The following is a 16,164-nucleotide window of genomic DNA, read 5'->3' as shown; positions in this document are numbered from 1 at the left end:
CGTGGACGGCCGGGGCGGCCAGCAGTGGGAAAGAAGGCCGGCGGCCGCGCCGATGCTCGCAACGAAACGCTACGCGCGATGAAAAGGCTCGGTCGAACAATCTGGAAGAAGTGGAGCGGCTACCATCGCCGCAGCCTGGTCGAGACGAAGATGCACTGCTTCAAGCTGCTCGGCGAGCGCGTCGCATCGCGCACCTTTGATCGTCAGATTACCGAGCTCAAACTCCGTGCCGCAGTTCTCAATCGATTTTCACAAATAGGAACACCGACCACCATCCGCGTTGCATAGATCTCGTCAGTAAAACCATATTTGTGCTTAATTATCTTTGTGCAACAAAGCCCCTGGAGACCATAGCGCACGACGACGAGGAACAGCGATATGTTGCTGACCGCGTAGATCGAGGTGAGGACCGTCTGCCAGTGCGGCTTGTCCTTCACCAGGATGATCGCCTGATTATACTGGCCGATCGTCGTCAGATAGGCGGTGCCGGCGATGATCGAGATGATCGGTGCCGCCTCCATCCATTTCGCACCGAGCGCGACGCGCACGACCAGATCGCTGACCGCGATGAGCGACAGGAACATCGGCGCGGTGATCGCGGTGGTGAAGGATACCGCGTTCAGAAACGCGCCGCGAAGCCGTTCCTCGTCGTCGCGAAGCCCGGCAAAGGTCGGCAGCGCGACGCGCGACAGCGCGGATGCCATCAGCTGGTTGAGGCCGAGCAGGATGCGCTTGGCAGCGTTGTAGATTCCCGTCGCCGACGCGCCGAGATAATAGGACGAGAAGAAGGTGTCGCTCTGCGTATTGGCGAAGTTGGTGAAGCCGGTGATCGCGACATGGCGGCCATAGCGCCAGGTCGCGAGCAGCTTGGCGCGTTCGACGCGCAGGCTCGGCCGCCAATCGCTGACGACCCAGAGAAGGATCGTCGACAGCAAGGAGGTGGTGAGCTGCTGGACGACAAGCGCGGTCAGGCCCCAGCCGTTCATCGCGAGGAACAGGCCCGCACCGCCGCCGACAAGCAGCGCGAGGATCGAGCGGATCGCGAGCGGCTTGAACAGCAACTGGCGCGTCATCCACGCCTCATGCGTGCGCGACAGCCCCGAACTGAGCAGCAGGACGGAGGTCAGCCGGAGCGCGAACTCGATCCGCTCATTGTGCATGATCTCCGAGATGAACTGCGCCGACAGCAGCATCAGCGCCGCGCCGATCACCGCGCCGATCTGGATCAGCAGGAAGCAGGCGTTGTAGTCGCCGGCGTCGGGCGCACCGCGCGAGACGATCGCGGTGGCGAAGCTCTCGACCGAGATCTGCTTGAACAGCTCGACGAAGAGCAGGCAGGTGGCGAGGATGCCGAAATCGGCGACCGGGACGAACCGTGCGGTCACCAGGAAGACCAGGAGGTTGATGACCTGGACGAGCGCGCTGTTGACGACCGACCAAATTGCGCCGCGTCCGACCTGTTTACCTAATGAGGGGGCAGCCATAACTCACTCCCACAAATCGTGCGGGAATGTCGCGAGCAGCGCCTGGGGATCGAAGGATATCGGCGGTGCGCCCCCCATTTCGAGCGCTTCGGCGACGCTGTTCGCGGAGTCGATGCCGGATCGTCCGGTCCCGCGCGCATAATCGTCATATTTGAACGGCGGTTCGGTCTCGGTCAGGCGGACATGCCGCGCGGGAATGCCGAAGGCCTCGGCGATCACGACGCCATGGAGCGAGCTGGCGAGCACCAGATCAGACCCGACGATCTGCTCGACCACCGCATTCCAGCCGCGCAGGGGCGACACGAACGGCAGACCGAGCGTCGGCGCGAGCGTGAGGTCGTGCAGGTTGGGGACGAACAGGACCGGCAGGGCGCTATGCCGCTTGAACCGGTCGGGGAACAGCGTCGGCAGCAGCAGCGCGGGGTCGCCATAGACCGCCGGGACGTCCAGCCCGCGCTCCGAAAGGAACGCCGCCGTCAGCGGACCGCGGACCGCGCGGATGTCGAGTGCGTCGAAAGCGTGACGATCGGCGGGGATCTTGCCGTTGACGCCCGAGCCCCAGACGGTGTCGCCGGTCTTGGCGAAATGCATCACCGATCCGACCGTGAACAGCGTCGCGTCGCGCGCCGTCTCCTCGTCGAGGCTGCGGCCGTGCAGCGCGAGGACACGCTCGGCGACGACCGTCGCCAGCCGGTCGCCGAAATTGATCGCGCTGCCCGCTGGACGCCATTCGAACACGTCGACGCGCGGATAGCGGTCGTCATAGGACGGCGGTGGCGCATGGCGCAGACGCGAGAGTGCGCGGTGCAGGCGAGGAGGCATCATCTGTTTCATCGCTTCATCCGTTGTCCGAGCGTCGCGGCCAGGAAGGTCGCGTTCCCGACGAGATAGCGTGACGCCATCCGTCGGGGCTCTTGCAGAAGGCGGAAGGTCCATTCGATGCCCGCGCGCTGCATCCAGAGCGGCGCGCGGACGAACTGGCCCGCAGTGAAATCGAGAAAGGCGCCGATGCACAGGATCACCGCACCGACGGTGCCCGCATTGGCGGCCGCCCATTTTTCCTGCCGCGGCTGTCCCATGCCGGCGAGCACGAGCCGTGCCCCCGATGCGCGGATCCGCTCCGACAGCGCGGGTGCCTCATCGGCGCTGAAAAAGCCGTGATGGCTGCCCGCGATGCGGATGTTCGGGAAGCGCTCCGCCAGGATCGCAGCGGCCTTTTGCGCGACGCCTGGCGGGCTGCCGAGCAGGAAGACGCCCGTTCCCGCCGGCAGCGCGGCGAGCACCGCGGGCGTCAGGTCGGTGCCATTGAGATTGGCCGGGAAGCGCGTGCCGTAGAGCAGCCGGCTGGCGATATCGACGCCGCTGCCGTCGTTGAAGAACACGCCCGCCCGCGTCGCGGTCACGAAGGCGGGATCCGCCCGCGCAAGGTTGACGCTGTGCGCATTGCAGAAGCCAAAGATGGCCGGACCGTCGCCTTCTACCGCGGCAACCACCTGTGCAACGGCACCCGGTACATCGGTGGCGACCACATCGATGTGGCCGATTCGCCGAATCTCCATCATGCCCACCATGCTCAATCGATCAGGATCGAGCCGAGAACGGGGGTGGCATGCTCCTGCAGCACGGCCGCGGCGTTGCGCAGCGCGCGTGCGTCCGACCGGTTGCGGCGCGCGACGATGATCGCCGCGTCGAGCCCGAAACACGCCTCGAGCTGTGTCGCGCTGGCGGGGCCGGCGTCGAAGATCACCAGCCCATAATGATCGCGCAGCGGATCGAGCGTGTTCGCAAGCCGCTGGCGGTCGAAGAGCTCGGACGCGTTGGGGACGCTCGGACCCGCCGACAGCAGCGACAGGCCGGGGATCGCGGTCGTCTGGGCGATCGCCTCGACGCGGCCGCCCGACGACAGCAGCGTCGACAGCCCGGTCCGGTTGGGCAGGCGGAACAGCCCGTGCTGACGCGGCGCGCCGATGCCGCCATCGACGAGCAGCGTCGAATAGCCGGCCTGGGCGCACGCGACGGCCAGATTGGCGGTGAGCACGGTGGTATGCAGCGTCTCGTCGTCGATCCCGATCATCGCGATCCCCTGAAGCGGAGAGCCGTCGGGACGGACGTCGCGCGTCACGATCGCGCGAATGTCACGCGCGGTGACCGCGATGGGATCGTCGGGCGCGAATGCTGCGACGACCAGCGGATCGACGCGCTCATCGCCCTCGGGAAGAACGGTGAAGCCCTGCTGCAGCTCGATCGCGCGGCGCACCTGCTCCTCGGTCGCAAAGCCGAGCTGGACCGCCGCCTCGCCGAACAACAGCCCGGTTTCAGCCTGGCGATGCTCGATCTGGCGATGCGCCTCGGGCGACAGCGACAGCAATTTGCCCAGAAGCTGCCGCTGGCTGGGCGCTTCGGCGCCCGGCGCGACCGCGGGACGAACGACATTTGCCGTTTCGCTCGAACGAAGCCTCATGACGTCTGCCTTCCACCCAGCAGCGACGCGACGCGCGACTGCGAAAACGATACCGAGCCCAGCACGGGCACACCCATGGCCGTCGCTGCGCCACTCGACGTCCGCACCCGCGGCCGCCACAGTTCGAGCGCCAGCGCCGTCCCCGCCGCCAGCATCCCGCCCAGCACGAGGCCGAGCGCCAACCGCATCGGTACGTTGGGCGAGGAGGGGAACATCGGCGGCTGCGCGACGTCGAGCTGGACGACGTTGGTCGACGGCGCCTCGCTCTGCAGCCGCATCGTGCCGAGACGCTGGGTTACGGTGTCATAGGCCGCGCGCGCCGAATCGACGTCACGCTGAAGCACGTCGAGCTCGGCGCGGTCTCCCGCGAGCGACAGCATCTTGCCGCGCTGCTGGTTCAGCAGGGCGCGCATCTGGCTTTCCTTGCTGCTCGCCGCACCGCTGGCGACGCGCACCGCATTGGTGCTCGTCCCGGTCTCGACCGCGAGCCGGCGACGCAGCGCCGACAGTTCCGCCTCGGCGGCCTGACGCTGCGGGTGGTTCGGACCGAGATCCGCGCTGAGCTGTGCGACTTCGGCCGTCTTGGCCGAGATCTGCGTGCGCAGACCCTGGACGACACCGGCCGACTGCACGTCGAGCCCGGTGCTGCCGCCGCCCGCCCGCGCGCCGGCATCCGCCGCCGCCGCTTCGGCCGCGGTTAGCTGGCCGGACAATTCGGTCAGGCGCGCGGCGTCGGTGTTGTTGGTCGTCGTGTCGACGATCCCGGTGCGACGCTGGAACGCGGTCAGCCGGCCCTGCGCCTGCTCGAGCGCGGTGCGGACCTCGCGCGTGCGATCCTCGAACCAGCGCGAATAGGTGCGGGCGGGATCGGTCTGCAGTTGCAGGCGCGCATCTAGGTAGCTGGTGGCAAAGCCATTGGCGACCTGTGCCGAGAATTGCGGATCGGCCGATTTGAAGCGGATCGCGAGCACGCGCGAGGTCCGGCCCGGTATGACCTCGAGCCCGCCGAGCAGCTGGCGACCATACCAGGCGTTGACGTCGCCGGCGCCACCGGTGCGCGCACGCCACTGGTCAGCAACCTGCGGGTTGGCGGCAAGCTTCAGGTCGCGGACGACCGCGGCGGCGATCGCCTCGCTCTGCAGGACGTCGGCCTGGGTCGCGACGAGCGCGGCCACGCCATCCTGCTGCGGCGCCGCCTCGTCGGTAACCGACTGGGCCGGGCCGCCGTCGAACAGCAGCGAGGACTGCGCGACATAGGTCTTGGGCGTGACGGCCGTCCAGAGTGCGACCAGCACGACGATCAGCAGAATGATCGCCAGCTCGATACGCCAGCGCGCCTTGAGCGACGCGATCAGATCAGCGGGTATTAGCAAGGTTGCTCTCCTGCGGTGCGCCAAGCCGGGCCGCCGTGGTGGAAACAGGGGTCGTCATCAACAGCGCGATCAGCATCTGCGGCGCGGTACTGTCACGGAAATACACGCCATCGTGTTCGCCGTCATTGCCCCGTTCGCGGACCAATGCGGGGTCTAGCATCGAAATGGCACGATCATATCGATCGGTATCAAGCAAAACGACGTCCATCGTCGCGGCAGTGCGGGCCAAGGCCTCGAGCGCATCGCGCTGTTCGAGCGTGCAGCCGAGCACGACCTTCGCGAACAGCCGCGCATCGGGTTCGTTCATCTGCGCCCAGTGGCTGAACGCATCGACGAAGCCGGTGCGGGTATGCGCCTTGGTGACGATATCCGCGTCGCTGCTGACAGCGGCGAGCGATGAATGCCCGGCCAGCATGCGCAGGTGATAGGGCGAGCCACAGGCGGCATCGGCGATCATCGCGCGCGCATCGGTATCGAAGCGGACGCCGGTATTGGCCTCGCCACGTGCGATCAGCGCGTCGACGCTGTCGGCGCCGATCCGGCCCAGCGACACGATCCGCATGTGCCGGCGCAGCGACGGGTGGCCAGCGACGACGTCGGACACGGTCCGCGCGATTCCCACCAGCACGAACAGCACCGGCACGAGCGCGTCGGACAGCAGCTTCATCGCCGCAGCGACGTCGCTCTTCACGCTCGCATCCTCGATCCGGTCGAACTCGTCGAAGATCAGGATCGTCGGCGCGGTGACGCGGTCTGCCACCAGATCGACGAACGCCCGTGGGCCGAAATTCTCCGGCATCTGTTCGAGCTTCTGCGCAAAGGCACGCTGTCCGCCGGGCGCGAAGGCTGCGGGCGGGAGCGCGTCGAGATAGAGCCTGATGATGTCGGCGAAGGTCGCATGCGGTTCGCACGCGAAATAGAGCACGACGCGCCCGATTCATCCGCATGCTCGCCGAGCACGCGTACCAGCGACGTCTTGCCCGAGCCGCGTGCGCCGTGGATCACCGCATGCTGGTGAAAGTCGAGCGTCGCGGCGAGCAGATGGTCGAGCTCGACCGCGCGTCCGAACAGCTCGCCGCGGGTCCGCACCGGGCGTGCGGCATCGAACGTGTCCGCGATCCTGCGCCGGTCGCCGATCAGCCGCGTCGCGGTGCTTGCCGGGACGGGATCCGCGGGCAGGTCGACGACCGGCGCGGCGGGCGGGGTGTAGCGATGCGTCAGCTCGATCACGGGGGGCTCGGCCCATCCGCGGCCGTCCAGCCAGCGCGTCAGCGATGCAATCCATGACTTCAACATAATTCTTGTATCTGCCTTGCCGATCCGGGGAGCGGGTACGCGACGTTGCTGCAACGCACAATAGGATTGCCGTACGGCTCCACGGGGCCACTATACCCTGTGATCATTAAGATTTGTGCCGTATCAGGATAGACATTTGCGGTTTGTCCCCGGTCTTGTCGGGTTGCACGCTGTACATATACGGCCCCCACAGGGCGCCGCCTGCCCAATAGGTCCAACCGAGCCAGACGTCCGAGCCCGCGTCAAGTGTGCCGAGCACCGCATCGAGCGCGGCGAGGCAGTTCGGGTCGCTGCTCGCGCCGAATTCGCCGAGAAATCCCCGTGCCTTGTTGGCGCGCAGCCAGGCGGTGGCCGAATCGAACGCCTGTGCGGCGGCCTTTGGCGACACGCATTCCGGATGCGTGCCCGAGGAGTCGGCATCCGGATATTGGTGCATCTCGAACGCCATGTTGTTCGCCGGGTCGACGAGCGTTTTCAGCGCCTCGCCGTTCGAGTCGCTGCCTTTCGTCCAGGAATGGGCACCCGACCAGTTCGTTCCCGGGACGAGCACCAGATTGCGCGCGCCCGTCGCGCGGATTGCTTGCAAGGACGCCTCCGCAATCGGTCGCCACGCCGTGGCGGACAGGCCATTGGGTTCGTTCATCACGCCGAACCCGATACGCTTGTCCCCGGCATAATGGCGGGCGAGGCGGGTCCAGAGGTCGGCGAGCATCGCGCCGCGCGGGTCGATCTGGTCGAGCCGTTGGCCGCGGTATTTGGCGTAATTGTGCACGTCGAGGATGATCAGGCCGAACCCGCCGAGCCCAGCGATCGATTCGTCGAGCCGCGCGAGTTCCGCGGCGTCGATCGGGGCATTGGGCTGCGGTTGCAGCCGTTCCCAGAGAACGGGCACGCGGATCGCATTCATGCCCGCGGCGACGAAGGGCGCGGTCTCCTGTGGCTTGGGGTAGAAATAGTCGAAGCCGTAGCGCCCGGGAATGCGCTTGGAGGCAAAGCCGCCCGTCGCGATGTTGACGCCGGTATAGCGCGGATGCGCGGGCTTGCGCGGCCCTGTCGCGGAGGGGGCATCGGCGGCGGGATCGAGCGTGATCGGCAGACCGGTGCGCGCGGGCGCAATCATGACCGCAACGCCAGCCGTCGCGACCAGCGCAGCGCCTCCCAGCGCAATGAACAGGCCGTTATGTCGCATCGGCACGCCCATCACCCAAGCCGGTGACCCGTGCAAGCGTCACTCGACCAACGCCGGGGGAATCGCGACGGCTGGCCCGGATGGCAAGGCGTGCTGGTGCGGGCGGCGACGGACATGGCGGGGCAGTAGGGCATGAAAAAGGGCGCCCCGTTGCCGGAACGCCCTCTTCTCAGGCCGTGACCGCAGACGTCAGGCTGTTGCGAAACGGACCTGGCGACGACGAACGCGCAGGGCATCGCATGAAACGAGACATTCCGACCCCCGGACGCCGATCACTGATTTAGAGCCATTTTTCATTGATGAAGACCGAGTCCTCGGCCTTCAGTTCGCCGTCGAGATCGACCTTCTTCAGCTTCTCGCCGTCGCGGAAGATCGTGACGTTCCGCGTCGATCCGGCGAGCGTCGGACCACCGGCGCGGGCAAGCGCCTGGCGAACCGTCATCCCGGTCTTTAACGGGAAGGATCCGGGCGAATTCACCTGACCATAGACATAGATGACGGGCGCGACCGGAACGAAGAGCGTGTCCTTCGCCTCGAGCAGCGTCGCCGCGCTCCATTCGCCGCTGAGGTCCGAGAGGAGGATACGGTGTTCGACCGGATCGCCGACCCGCTTCAGGATCGCATAGTCCGCGCTGGTCCCACGCGTGCCGCCCGCGCGGGCGAGCGTCATGCCGACGGTCAGCTGCAGATCGAGCGGATAGATGCCGGGGGTTCCGACCTCGCCGAACACGGTCACCGAACTGCTGACGAACTGCGTGACCTCGACATTGACGACGGGCTTGACGAAATAGCCGCCGCTCCGCAGCCGGGCGGCGATGTCCGCGGCCAGTTCACGCGCGGTCTGGTTGCGCACCTGGACCGCGCCGAGGAACGGCAGGGTGATCGTGCCATCGCTTTTGACGCGCGTCTTGACCACCTGGCCCGGGCCCTGGCCGAAAATCGTCACCTCGACCTCGTCATCGGGGGCCAGGCGATAGCGTCGTTGGGTACGGCACCCGCCGGCGCGGGTGTCGGGCGCGCGGTTGGTACCTGCGCCCCGGCGGCCGCAGCGGCCATGAGCAACGGCAGAACAAGCGAATGCGCCATGCGGATCTTCATCATCATCCCCTTAGAAACGGGCCGTGACACCCGCCGATGCGGATGTGGCCGTATAGTCGTAAATCGCATTGTCCGCCGTGCGGCGCTGGTGAGCGACGTTCAGGCTGAGCCGCAGCGACCGGTGAAAATCGAATGCATAGCTTCCGCCGACGACGTTCAGCCTATCCTTGCCGCGTGGTGGTTGAAGCGTAAGCGCCAGATCCTCGCCGCGCGGGTCGCGTCGCGCGCGCTGGGCGAACAGCGTGGCGGTGCTACGCGCCGAGAGCAGATAGGACACGTTGAGGTTGTAGCTGTCGGCGATGATATAGGTCGCGCCAAACGAGCTCTGATTCTGCACCGCACGGCGGCCGGAGCCGACGATCGTGAACCGGGGCACCGGGCGTATCGTCACCTGCGCGTCGAACGACGGGCCGCTGAAGGACGGCACGGCCGCGCGCTTGGGGTCGGCATGCGTGATGCCGCCGCCAAGCCGGAAGCTGACGCGCGGCGCGACCGAACGTTCGAAGACCAGCTGGACGTCGGTGATCATCGTCGAATCGTCGATCCCGGTCAGATCCTCGATACCCGGGCGCGCGATCTTCGCAACCGAGCCAATGAGCTGCAGCGTACCGAGGCTGGGCCGCCCGTAGCCGATCCCCGCGCGCAGCGCCGACTGGTTCGTGTCCAGAACCTTGCGGCTGCTGTTGGTGAGCGACACGCGGTTGACGCCCACCGCGGGAAAGAAACCCGCCGCGGCGCGGCAGCTCGCGCCGACGTCATAGACCTGGCGCAGGAAGCTCTCGGTCACCACGGTGTTGGTGTCGCCGAGATCGAACTGCGCGCGTTCGAGCGCCGCGCTGCCGGTCACGCTGCAGGGCGCGCCGACCGGGGTCGTCACGCTCGAGGTCAGGTTGATCCGCTCGCGATCGAGGCCGCTGAACCGGGTGTTGAAATCATAGCCGACCGTGCCGCCGGCGGTGACGCGGGTGCGTCCGAAGATGCGGTTCAGGTCGACCGCCAGCGCCGGCGAAACGCGGATATTGTCGCGCGGTCCGCTGCCGCGCGCGTCGTTGAGACGCAGCACGTTGCTGTCATAGACACTGGTGATCACCGGCACGACACGAAACCGGTCGACATTGCCCGCGACGGGCACGCTGACGGGTGTGTTGACGTTGACCGTCTGTGCCTGCGCACCGCTCACCAAACCGCCGGTCATGGCCGCCGCGAGCGCGACCTTGCCGATCCGTGCAGTTCGCTCGTCTCGAGCCCTTCGCATTGTTTCCCGTCATGTTTTCAATTGCTACCCGCATGATGCGCGGTCGCATTTCGTCCTTCGAGCTATTCCGGCGCTTGTCAAATCTCGACTCGCGGCACCGGGCCCAAGGGCACCGCGTCTCGATAAGTGAAAAGCGCGATCAGGTCGAGTGACGGCGTCGCACGGTGCTGTCCCTTGATCGTACACCGGGTCGCGACGATTCGGGTGTCAGGCCTCGGCGATCAGGCTGAGCACGTCGCCGATCAGGCGTCGCATCGCGTCGCGCGCACCATCGGCATCGCGCGCGGCGATCGCGACGGCGACCGCGGCATGGTCGGCGATGTTCGCGCTGCGCCCCTTGATACGGTTGGTGAAGCGGATCGAGGTGCGAAGCGCGGTTTCGACCACCGACTGGAACTGTGCGTAGAAGGGGTTGCGCGACGCGCGCAGGACGGCGACGTGGAACGCGATGTCCGCGTCGAGTGGATCGTCATAGCTGCGCTCAGCCGCGGCCATCCGCGCCAGCCCCGCCTCGATCGCGACCATGTCCTGTTCGGTGTGGTACAGCGCCGCGAGCGCCGCCGCTTCCGGTTCGATCCCGATCCGCAGCTGGTTGAACTGCTGGAGCAGCTCGACCGAGAATTTGCGGTCCAGCAGCCAGCGCAGCACATCGGTGTCGAACAGGTTCCAGCTGCTCGCTGGCTGGACGATCGTGCCCTGTCGCGGGCGCGCGCTGACCAGTCCCTTGGCGGTCAGCATCTTGACCGCCTCGCGGGTCACCGATCGGCTGACGCCATGCGCCACCGCGATCTCCGCCTCGGTCGGGAAGGGCCGATCCGTATATTGGCCGGTCACGATGGCCTTGCCGAGCAGGTCGAGCATGCCATGCGTAAGGTTCCGTCCCAGATCCCGATTCTCCAGGGCAACGACGTCGGTCAGCACACGCTCCATAAAGCCTGTGTGGCGCAAACCGGTCCGGCTGTCACCCACTGCAAGCGTCTGGGTGGCGTGGATTGTCATATAATTCTGCCGCGCGTGTGCCGGGAAGGCGCTGCGGAAGGGCGAACGGGCAATAACGCTATCCCCGGAAGACCGAACCGCCTAGACGGCGCGCTCCCCGGGGGGCCGCTGACGCGCGGCTGAGAGGTGGGCTGCAGCCCATGACCCGCTGAACCTGATCCGGTTGATACCGGCGTAGGGAGGGCTGGCGGCGCGTCCGTCGTCCCTCCGTGTGGAGTGGACGCAAGACCGTGATGATCCTTCGATTTGACCTGATGACGGGCCGGCCGCCCCGTGTTGCGTGCAGTGCGCTGGCAGTGGCACTTGCTGCTGTGGTGGCCTTCACCCCCGCCGGCGCGCAGACGCAGGCGGATTCGCGGGACGGCGCCGACCCGGTCGATATCCGCGTCGTCGGTCTTCTCGATCCCGAGGGGCTGCTCCCCGACCAGACGGTGCCCAAGTCCGAGAGCGCGATCGCCGCGGCGTTCATCACCAAGCAGGCGCCGACGCTCAACGCGTTCCAGCTGGTCAACCTCCTGCCCGGCGCGACCGTCGCGTCGAGTGATCCTTACGGCTTGTCGACCAGTTCGAGCCTGACGTTGCGCGGGCTGGGGCAGGACGAGATCGGTGTGACGATGGAGGGCGCGCCGCAGAACGACATTGGCTATTATTACGCCTATCCCTCGCAGTTCGCCGATACCGAGAATCTGCAGCGCATCGCGCTGGCGCAGGGCGCGGTCGATATCGCGTCGCCGACGCTGGGCGGTGCGGGCGGGTCGCTGTCGCTCTGGCTCGACGATCCGAGTGCGGCGCCGCGCGGGCTCGTCGACCTGTCGATCGGGTCCTATGCGGCGCGGCGCGGCTTCGTCCGGCTCGATAGCGGGCGGATCGGCCAGACGGGGCTGCGGGCGTTCGTCTCCTATTCGAACACGCGCGCGAACAACTGGCGCGGTGCCGGCCATGACACGCGCCAGCATGTCGATGCCAAGCTGCTCGGCGAATGGGGCAACGGCAACCGCGCGAGCCTGGCGCTGTCGTTCAACGATGCAAACTCGTCGACCTATCGCAGCCCGACGCTCGCCGAATGGCGCGCCCAGGGACGCGATTTCAACTTCGATGCGCGGTACAGTGCGGGCAACACCAATTACTGGCGGCTCTACCGCGCGCCGTTCCGCAACCTCTATGCGTCGGCGCCGGTGCATCTGGCGCTGGGCGCGGGGGTGACGCTCGACAGCACCAGCTATCTGCAGTTCGGCTACGGCAATTCGCCCTATGGCACGCAGCTCGGCACGACCGGCAATTTCCTCGGCATCGAGCCGCTCGCCGATCCGATCGCGCTGCCGGGCGCGGTCGACGGGGTCGCGACGGTGCTGGGCAACTATACAGGTGACCAGCGCCGCGTGGGCACGGTCAACACGCTGACGATCGAGCGGGGCATCCACCGGCTGACCGCGGGGCTGTGGTTCGATCACGGCATCGACCGCGTCGTCCAGTCCTACACCGCGGTCGGCGCCGATGGCGCACCGGCCGATCGCTGGGGCTATCGCGCAAAGGCGATCCGGACCGCCGACGGCCGGTTGCTCGCCTATGAGAACCAGCGGACCGTGACGGTGACCAAGGCGGCGTTCCTGGCCGACCATGTCACGCTGACCCCGCGTCTTGCGGTCGATATCGGGTTCAAGGGCGTCAATGTGCTGCGCAGCGGGCGCAATTACTTGCCCGGCCCGCAGGACAGCGTCCGTCTCGACAGCTTCGCCGCGCTGCCGCGGGCGGCGGTGCATTACGAGATCGACGACCGGCAGCAGCTGTTCGCCAACATCACCACCAACTTCCGCACGCCGAACGAGTTCACGCTCTACGACAGCTATGCGGGCGGTGCGCTGGTCAGCGCGGGGACGACCGCGCTGAAGAACGAATATGCCGTCTCGCAGGAGCTGGGCTATCGCTATATCGGTACAGCGCTGTCCGCATCGGTGACGGGGTTTCATTATGATTTCCGCAACCGCCAGCTGGCAACGGTCATCAATAGCGGCGGCGCGCTGGTCAATTCGACGCTGAATGCCGGGGGACAGAGCTCCTACGGGATCGATGCCGAGATCGACTATCGCCCGGCGCGCGGTGTCAGCGTCTATGTCTCGGGCGAATATCTACGCGCGCGAATCAGCGACGACCTGCCGGTTGGCGACGATTATCTGCCGACCCGCGGCCGGCATGCGGTCTCGAGCCCGACCGTCCAGGTCGGTGGCGGCGGGACCTATGACGACGGACGGTTTTTCGGCAGTGTCGCGGTGAAATATGTCGGCCGGCAATATGCGACCTTCGTCAACGACGAGAGCATCAAGGGCTATGCGACGCTCGACCTGTCGGTCGGCGTGCATCTGGCGTCGATGCTCGACGGCAAGCGGACCGACCTGCGGCTGAACGCGATCAACGTGACCGATCCGCGCGTGCTGGCGGGGGTGCAGTCGGTCTCGACCAATGCGCGTGACGTGATCGGGCGCGGCGGGACGCTGATCGCGGGATCTGCGCCGACCTATTATGTCGGAAGTGGTGCGGCCGTCATGGCGACCATCTCGCGCGGCCTGTGACCGGAGCGCGCGCGATGATCGGCGCGGGCTCGCCGGCGGCGCATCTGGTCCACGGGATGGGCACGGACATGGCCGCACCGAGCTGGCCGGCGATCACCGCCGAGGAAGCCGCGACGGTGGTCGCGCAGTTTCCGGCCGCCGGTCTGCTCGAGCATGTGCACTGGCATTCGCCGCGTCCTTTCTCCGCAGCGGCGCTCGTCGAGACCTGGCAGGGCATGTTCCTGCTCAAGCGGCATCACCGCCGGATGCGGACGCCCGATCAGCTGGGCGCGGAACACCGGTTCATCGCGCATCTGCGGACGCGCATTACGGTGCCGGAGGTCATGACGCTCGCCGCCAGCGACAGCGGCGCGCTGGCCCGTGGCGACTGGACCTATGAACTGCATCGCAAGGCCGCCGGCGTCGACCTGTATCGCGACCGGCCGTCCTGGACGCCGTTCCTGTCGCTCGCGCAGGCGCGTGCGGCGGGCGTTGCGCTGGCGCGGCTGCACCGCGCGTCGCAGGGGTTCGATGCGCCGGCGCGCGTGCTGCAACCGCTGGTCGCGAGCTTCACCATCCTGCCCGATCCCGATCCTATGGCGGCGGCGGGACGCTATGTCGTGGCGCGGCCGGCGCTCGCCGCGTTCCTCGCCCGGAGGCCGTGGCGGCGTGAACTCGCGTCGCTCTTCAGCGCGCTCGGCGACGGGTTGCAGCCGCGGCTCGCCGCGCAGCCGGCCTTGTGGACGCATAATGACTGGCATCCCTCCAACCTGCTCTGGGAGGAGGAGGACGTGCGGACCGTCATCGATTTCGGGCTGGCGGACCGGACCTGCGCGCTGCACGACGTGGCGATCGCGATCGAACGCAGCGGTGTTGCCTGGCTGGCGCTCGGGCAGGGCGCGGACGCCGCGATCGGCCAGCCCGAGGCGGCGTGTGCGCTGCTGGCGGGCTATGCGGCGACGACCGCGTTCGGTGCGGAGGACCGGGCGACGCTCGTCCGGCTGCTGCCGCTGGTGCATCTCGAATTCGCCCTGTCGGAGGTCGCGTATTTCGCAGGGGTGCTCGGCGACATGAGCGCGGCGGCGCTGGCCTGGGACGGCTATCTGATCGGCCATGCGGCGTGGTTTCTGTCCGAACCGGGGCAGGCGTTCCTCCGCCGGATCGCCGATGCGGAGAACGGCGCGTGACGATGCTCGAGATCGCCGCGGTCGCGGTCAGTTTCCTCGGCATCTGGCTGACCGCGGTGCGGCGGCTGTGGTGCTGGCCGGTCAATTTGCTGGCCTGTGCGCTGTACTTCAAGCTGTTCCTCGACGTGCGGCTCTATGCGGACATGATGCTGCAGGCGGTGTTCGCGGGTGCGCTGGTCTATGGGTGGCGCAACTGGACGCGCGGGCGGCAGGATGCGGGCGACGTCGCCGTCGTGCCGCTACGGCCGATCCCCGCGCTGGCGGGGCTTTGCGCCGGTGCAGGTGCCGCGCTGGGAATCGGGTTCGTCATGAGCCGCTATACCGACGCGGCGCTGCCGTGGATCGATGCGACGCTGAGCAGCTTCAGCCTCGTCGCGCAATATTGGACCGCGCGGCGGCACAGTGCGAGCTGGCTGCTGTGGATCGTCGTCGACATCGTCTATGTCGGGATGTTCGTCGCGAAGGGCCTGATGCTGACCGCGGGTCTCTATGCGGCGATGATCCTGCTCGCGCTGCTGGGCTATCGGCAGTGGCAGGCGGCGCGTCAGAACCAGGCGCGCACACCGAGCGCGAGCGAGACCCCGCCCGTGCTATCGCCGTCGCTGCGCGCATAGCGGGCGGTGGCGCCGTAGCGCCGTTCCCAGGCCAGCCCGACATAGGGCGCGAATTCGCGGCGGATCTCGTAGCGTAGCCGCAGGCCCAGTTCGGCGGTGGACAGCCCCGCGCCGATCCGGCTGCCGGGCATGTCCTGCGCGGCGAGGTTCAGCTCGACACGCGGCTGGAGGATCGCGCGCTGGGTGATGCGCTGGTCGTACCAGGCCTCCGCACGCGCCAGCACGTCGCCCTTGTCGGACAGGAACAGCGTGCCCTCGACGTCGAACCAATAGGGCGCCAGACCCTCGACCCCAAGCGCGGCATAGGTCCGTTTGGCACCTGCGCCGAGATCCTGGCGGACGCCCGCCTGCAGGTTCCAGTACGGGTCGAGCGCGCGCGAATAGAGCGCCTGCACTTCGGCGGCCTCGACCCGGTCGCCGAGACCTCCTTCGCCCTCGGTCTTGACGACAAGGCGGTCGATGTCGCGCCGAACCAGCCCGCGCCGTCCCAGCGATAGCCGTCGCGACCGTTGCGCACCTGCAGCTCGGCGAGGTTGAAGAGGATCTGGCTGAAGCGCATGCCACCATGCTCGTCGCGCATCATCCGGTTGGCCGTCGCCATCGTCGCGGAATCGTAGAAGCGCGCCGCCGCCAGCGTGGTCGGCGGGGCGGGGGGTGGCGCG

14 protein-coding genes, 3 pseudogenes and 1 riboswitch are annotated in these 16,164 nt (G+C 67.4%); of the genes and pseudogenes, 4 read left to right on the top strand and 13 right to left on the bottom strand.

All coding sequences use genetic code 11. The annotated features are described in order from the left end of the window. Window positions 1-288, top strand: a pseudogene (locus NI18_RS23410) (IS5/IS1182 family transposase); the annotation flags it as partial. On the opposite strand, the gene NI18_RS12805 reads toward NI18_RS23410, so the two are convergent. The 12 genes and pseudogenes from NI18_RS12805 to NI18_RS12755 all read right to left on the bottom strand — a co-directional run bounded on the left by NI18_RS12805 (window position 204) and on the right by NI18_RS12755 (window position 11,086). Then, a complete protein-coding gene (locus NI18_RS12805) occupies window positions 204-1,484 on the bottom strand; it encodes a lipopolysaccharide biosynthesis protein (protein ID WP_052149188.1) in 1,281 nt (426 codons plus the stop codon). The pseudogene NI18_RS23410 and the gene NI18_RS12805 overlap by 85 nt on opposite strands. Window positions 1,485-1,487: 3 nt before the next feature. Continuing rightward, window positions 1,488-2,318 (bottom strand): polysaccharide pyruvyl transferase family protein, encoded by an 831-nt coding sequence (locus tag NI18_RS12800; RefSeq protein ID WP_197975168.1) that lies wholly within the window; start codon window positions 2,316-2,318, stop codon window positions 1,488-1,490. After that, complete coding sequence (locus NI18_RS12795) at window positions 2,315-3,043, bottom strand: WecB/TagA/CpsF family glycosyltransferase (protein ID WP_157840529.1); 729 nt, start codon at window positions 3,041-3,043, stop codon at window positions 2,315-2,317. Before NI18_RS12795 ends, NI18_RS12800 begins: the two co-directional genes overlap by 4 nt. 14 nt (window positions 3,044-3,057) lie before the next feature. Continuing rightward, entirely contained in the window at window positions 3,058-3,945 is an 888-nt protein-coding gene (locus tag NI18_RS12790) for a CpsD/CapB family tyrosine-protein kinase (RefSeq protein WP_037530233.1), read from the bottom strand. Continuing rightward, complete coding sequence (locus tag NI18_RS12785) at window positions 3,942-5,318, bottom strand: GNVR domain-containing protein (protein ID WP_052149186.1); 1,377 nt, start codon at window positions 5,316-5,318, stop codon at window positions 3,942-3,944. Before NI18_RS12785 ends, NI18_RS12790 begins: the two co-directional genes overlap by 4 nt. Further along, entirely contained in the window at window positions 5,302-6,078 is a 777-nt protein-coding gene (locus NI18_RS22420) for a hypothetical protein (RefSeq protein ID WP_128082211.1), read from the bottom strand. Before NI18_RS22420 ends, NI18_RS12785 begins: the two co-directional genes overlap by 17 nt. Further along, complete coding sequence (locus NI18_RS24375; RefSeq protein ID WP_198527010.1) at window positions 6,045-6,611, bottom strand: ATP-binding protein; 567 nt, start codon at window positions 6,609-6,611, stop codon at window positions 6,045-6,047. The genes NI18_RS22420 and NI18_RS24375 overlap by 34 nt, the downstream gene beginning before the upstream one ends. A gap of 109 nt (window positions 6,612-6,720) precedes the next feature. Continuing rightward, window positions 6,721-7,803 carry a glycoside hydrolase family 5 protein gene (locus NI18_RS12775; protein ID WP_249403276.1) on the bottom strand — a complete coding sequence of 361 codons (1,083 nt, stop codon included), beginning with the start codon at window positions 7,801-7,803 and terminating at the stop codon, window positions 6,721-6,723. Between the two features lie 280 nt (window positions 7,804-8,083). Beyond that, the gene (locus NI18_RS12770) at window positions 8,084-8,533 is read right to left on the bottom strand and encodes an SLBB domain-containing protein (RefSeq protein WP_306286402.1); all 450 of its coding nucleotides are present in this window, start codon (window positions 8,531-8,533) and stop codon (window positions 8,084-8,086) included. 36 nt (window positions 8,534-8,569) lie between these two features. Continuing rightward, window positions 8,570-8,779, bottom strand: a pseudogene (locus NI18_RS27050) (polysaccharide biosynthesis/export family protein); the annotation flags it as partial. 132 nt (window positions 8,780-8,911) lie between these two features. After that, window positions 8,912-10,156, bottom strand: a complete 1,245-nt coding sequence (locus NI18_RS12765; protein WP_081874419.1) for an outer membrane beta-barrel protein — start codon at window positions 10,154-10,156, stop codon at window positions 8,912-8,914. A gap of 207 nt (window positions 10,157-10,363) precedes the next feature. Beyond that, a complete protein-coding gene (locus tag NI18_RS12755; RefSeq protein ID WP_051916620.1) occupies window positions 10,364-11,086 on the bottom strand; it encodes an FCD domain-containing protein in 723 nt (240 codons plus the stop codon). Window positions 11,087-11,250: 164 nt separating this feature from the next. Then, window positions 11,251-11,339, top strand: a riboswitch (TPP riboswitch). A gap of 49 nt (window positions 11,340-11,388) precedes the next feature. Here NI18_RS12755 and NI18_RS12750 point away from each other — a divergent pair. Genes NI18_RS12750 through pnuC form a run of 3 tightly spaced genes read left to right on the top strand, consistent with a single transcriptional unit; the run spans window position 11,389 to window position 15,502 of the window. After that, entirely contained in the window at window positions 11,389-13,722 is a 2,334-nt protein-coding gene (locus tag NI18_RS12750; RefSeq protein WP_306286401.1) for a TonB-dependent receptor, read from the top strand. Window positions 13,723-13,736: 14 nt separating this feature from the next. Further along, a complete protein-coding gene (locus NI18_RS12745; protein WP_037530237.1) occupies window positions 13,737-14,888 on the top strand; it encodes a phosphotransferase in 1,152 nt (383 codons plus the stop codon). Then, the gene (pnuC, locus tag NI18_RS12740; RefSeq protein WP_052149181.1) at window positions 14,885-15,502 is read left to right on the top strand and encodes a nicotinamide riboside transporter PnuC; all 618 of its coding nucleotides are present in this window, start codon (window positions 14,885-14,887) and stop codon (window positions 15,500-15,502) included. Before NI18_RS12745 ends, pnuC begins: the two co-directional genes overlap by 4 nt. Here the strand turns inward: pnuC and NI18_RS12735 are convergent. Next, window positions 15,433-16,164 (bottom strand): annotated as a pseudogene (locus NI18_RS12735) (copper resistance protein B); the annotation flags it as partial. The gene pnuC and the pseudogene NI18_RS12735 sit on opposite strands and share 70 nt — an antisense overlap.

The organism is Sphingomonas sp. Ant20 (assembly GCF_000783375.1).
In the GTDB taxonomy this organism is placed as follows: domain Bacteria; phylum Pseudomonadota; class Alphaproteobacteria; order Sphingomonadales; family Sphingomonadaceae; genus Sphingomonas; species Sphingomonas aerolata.
The sequence above is the reverse complement of the archived record's forward strand: the minus strand, read 5'-3'. Positions and strand labels throughout refer to the sequence as shown.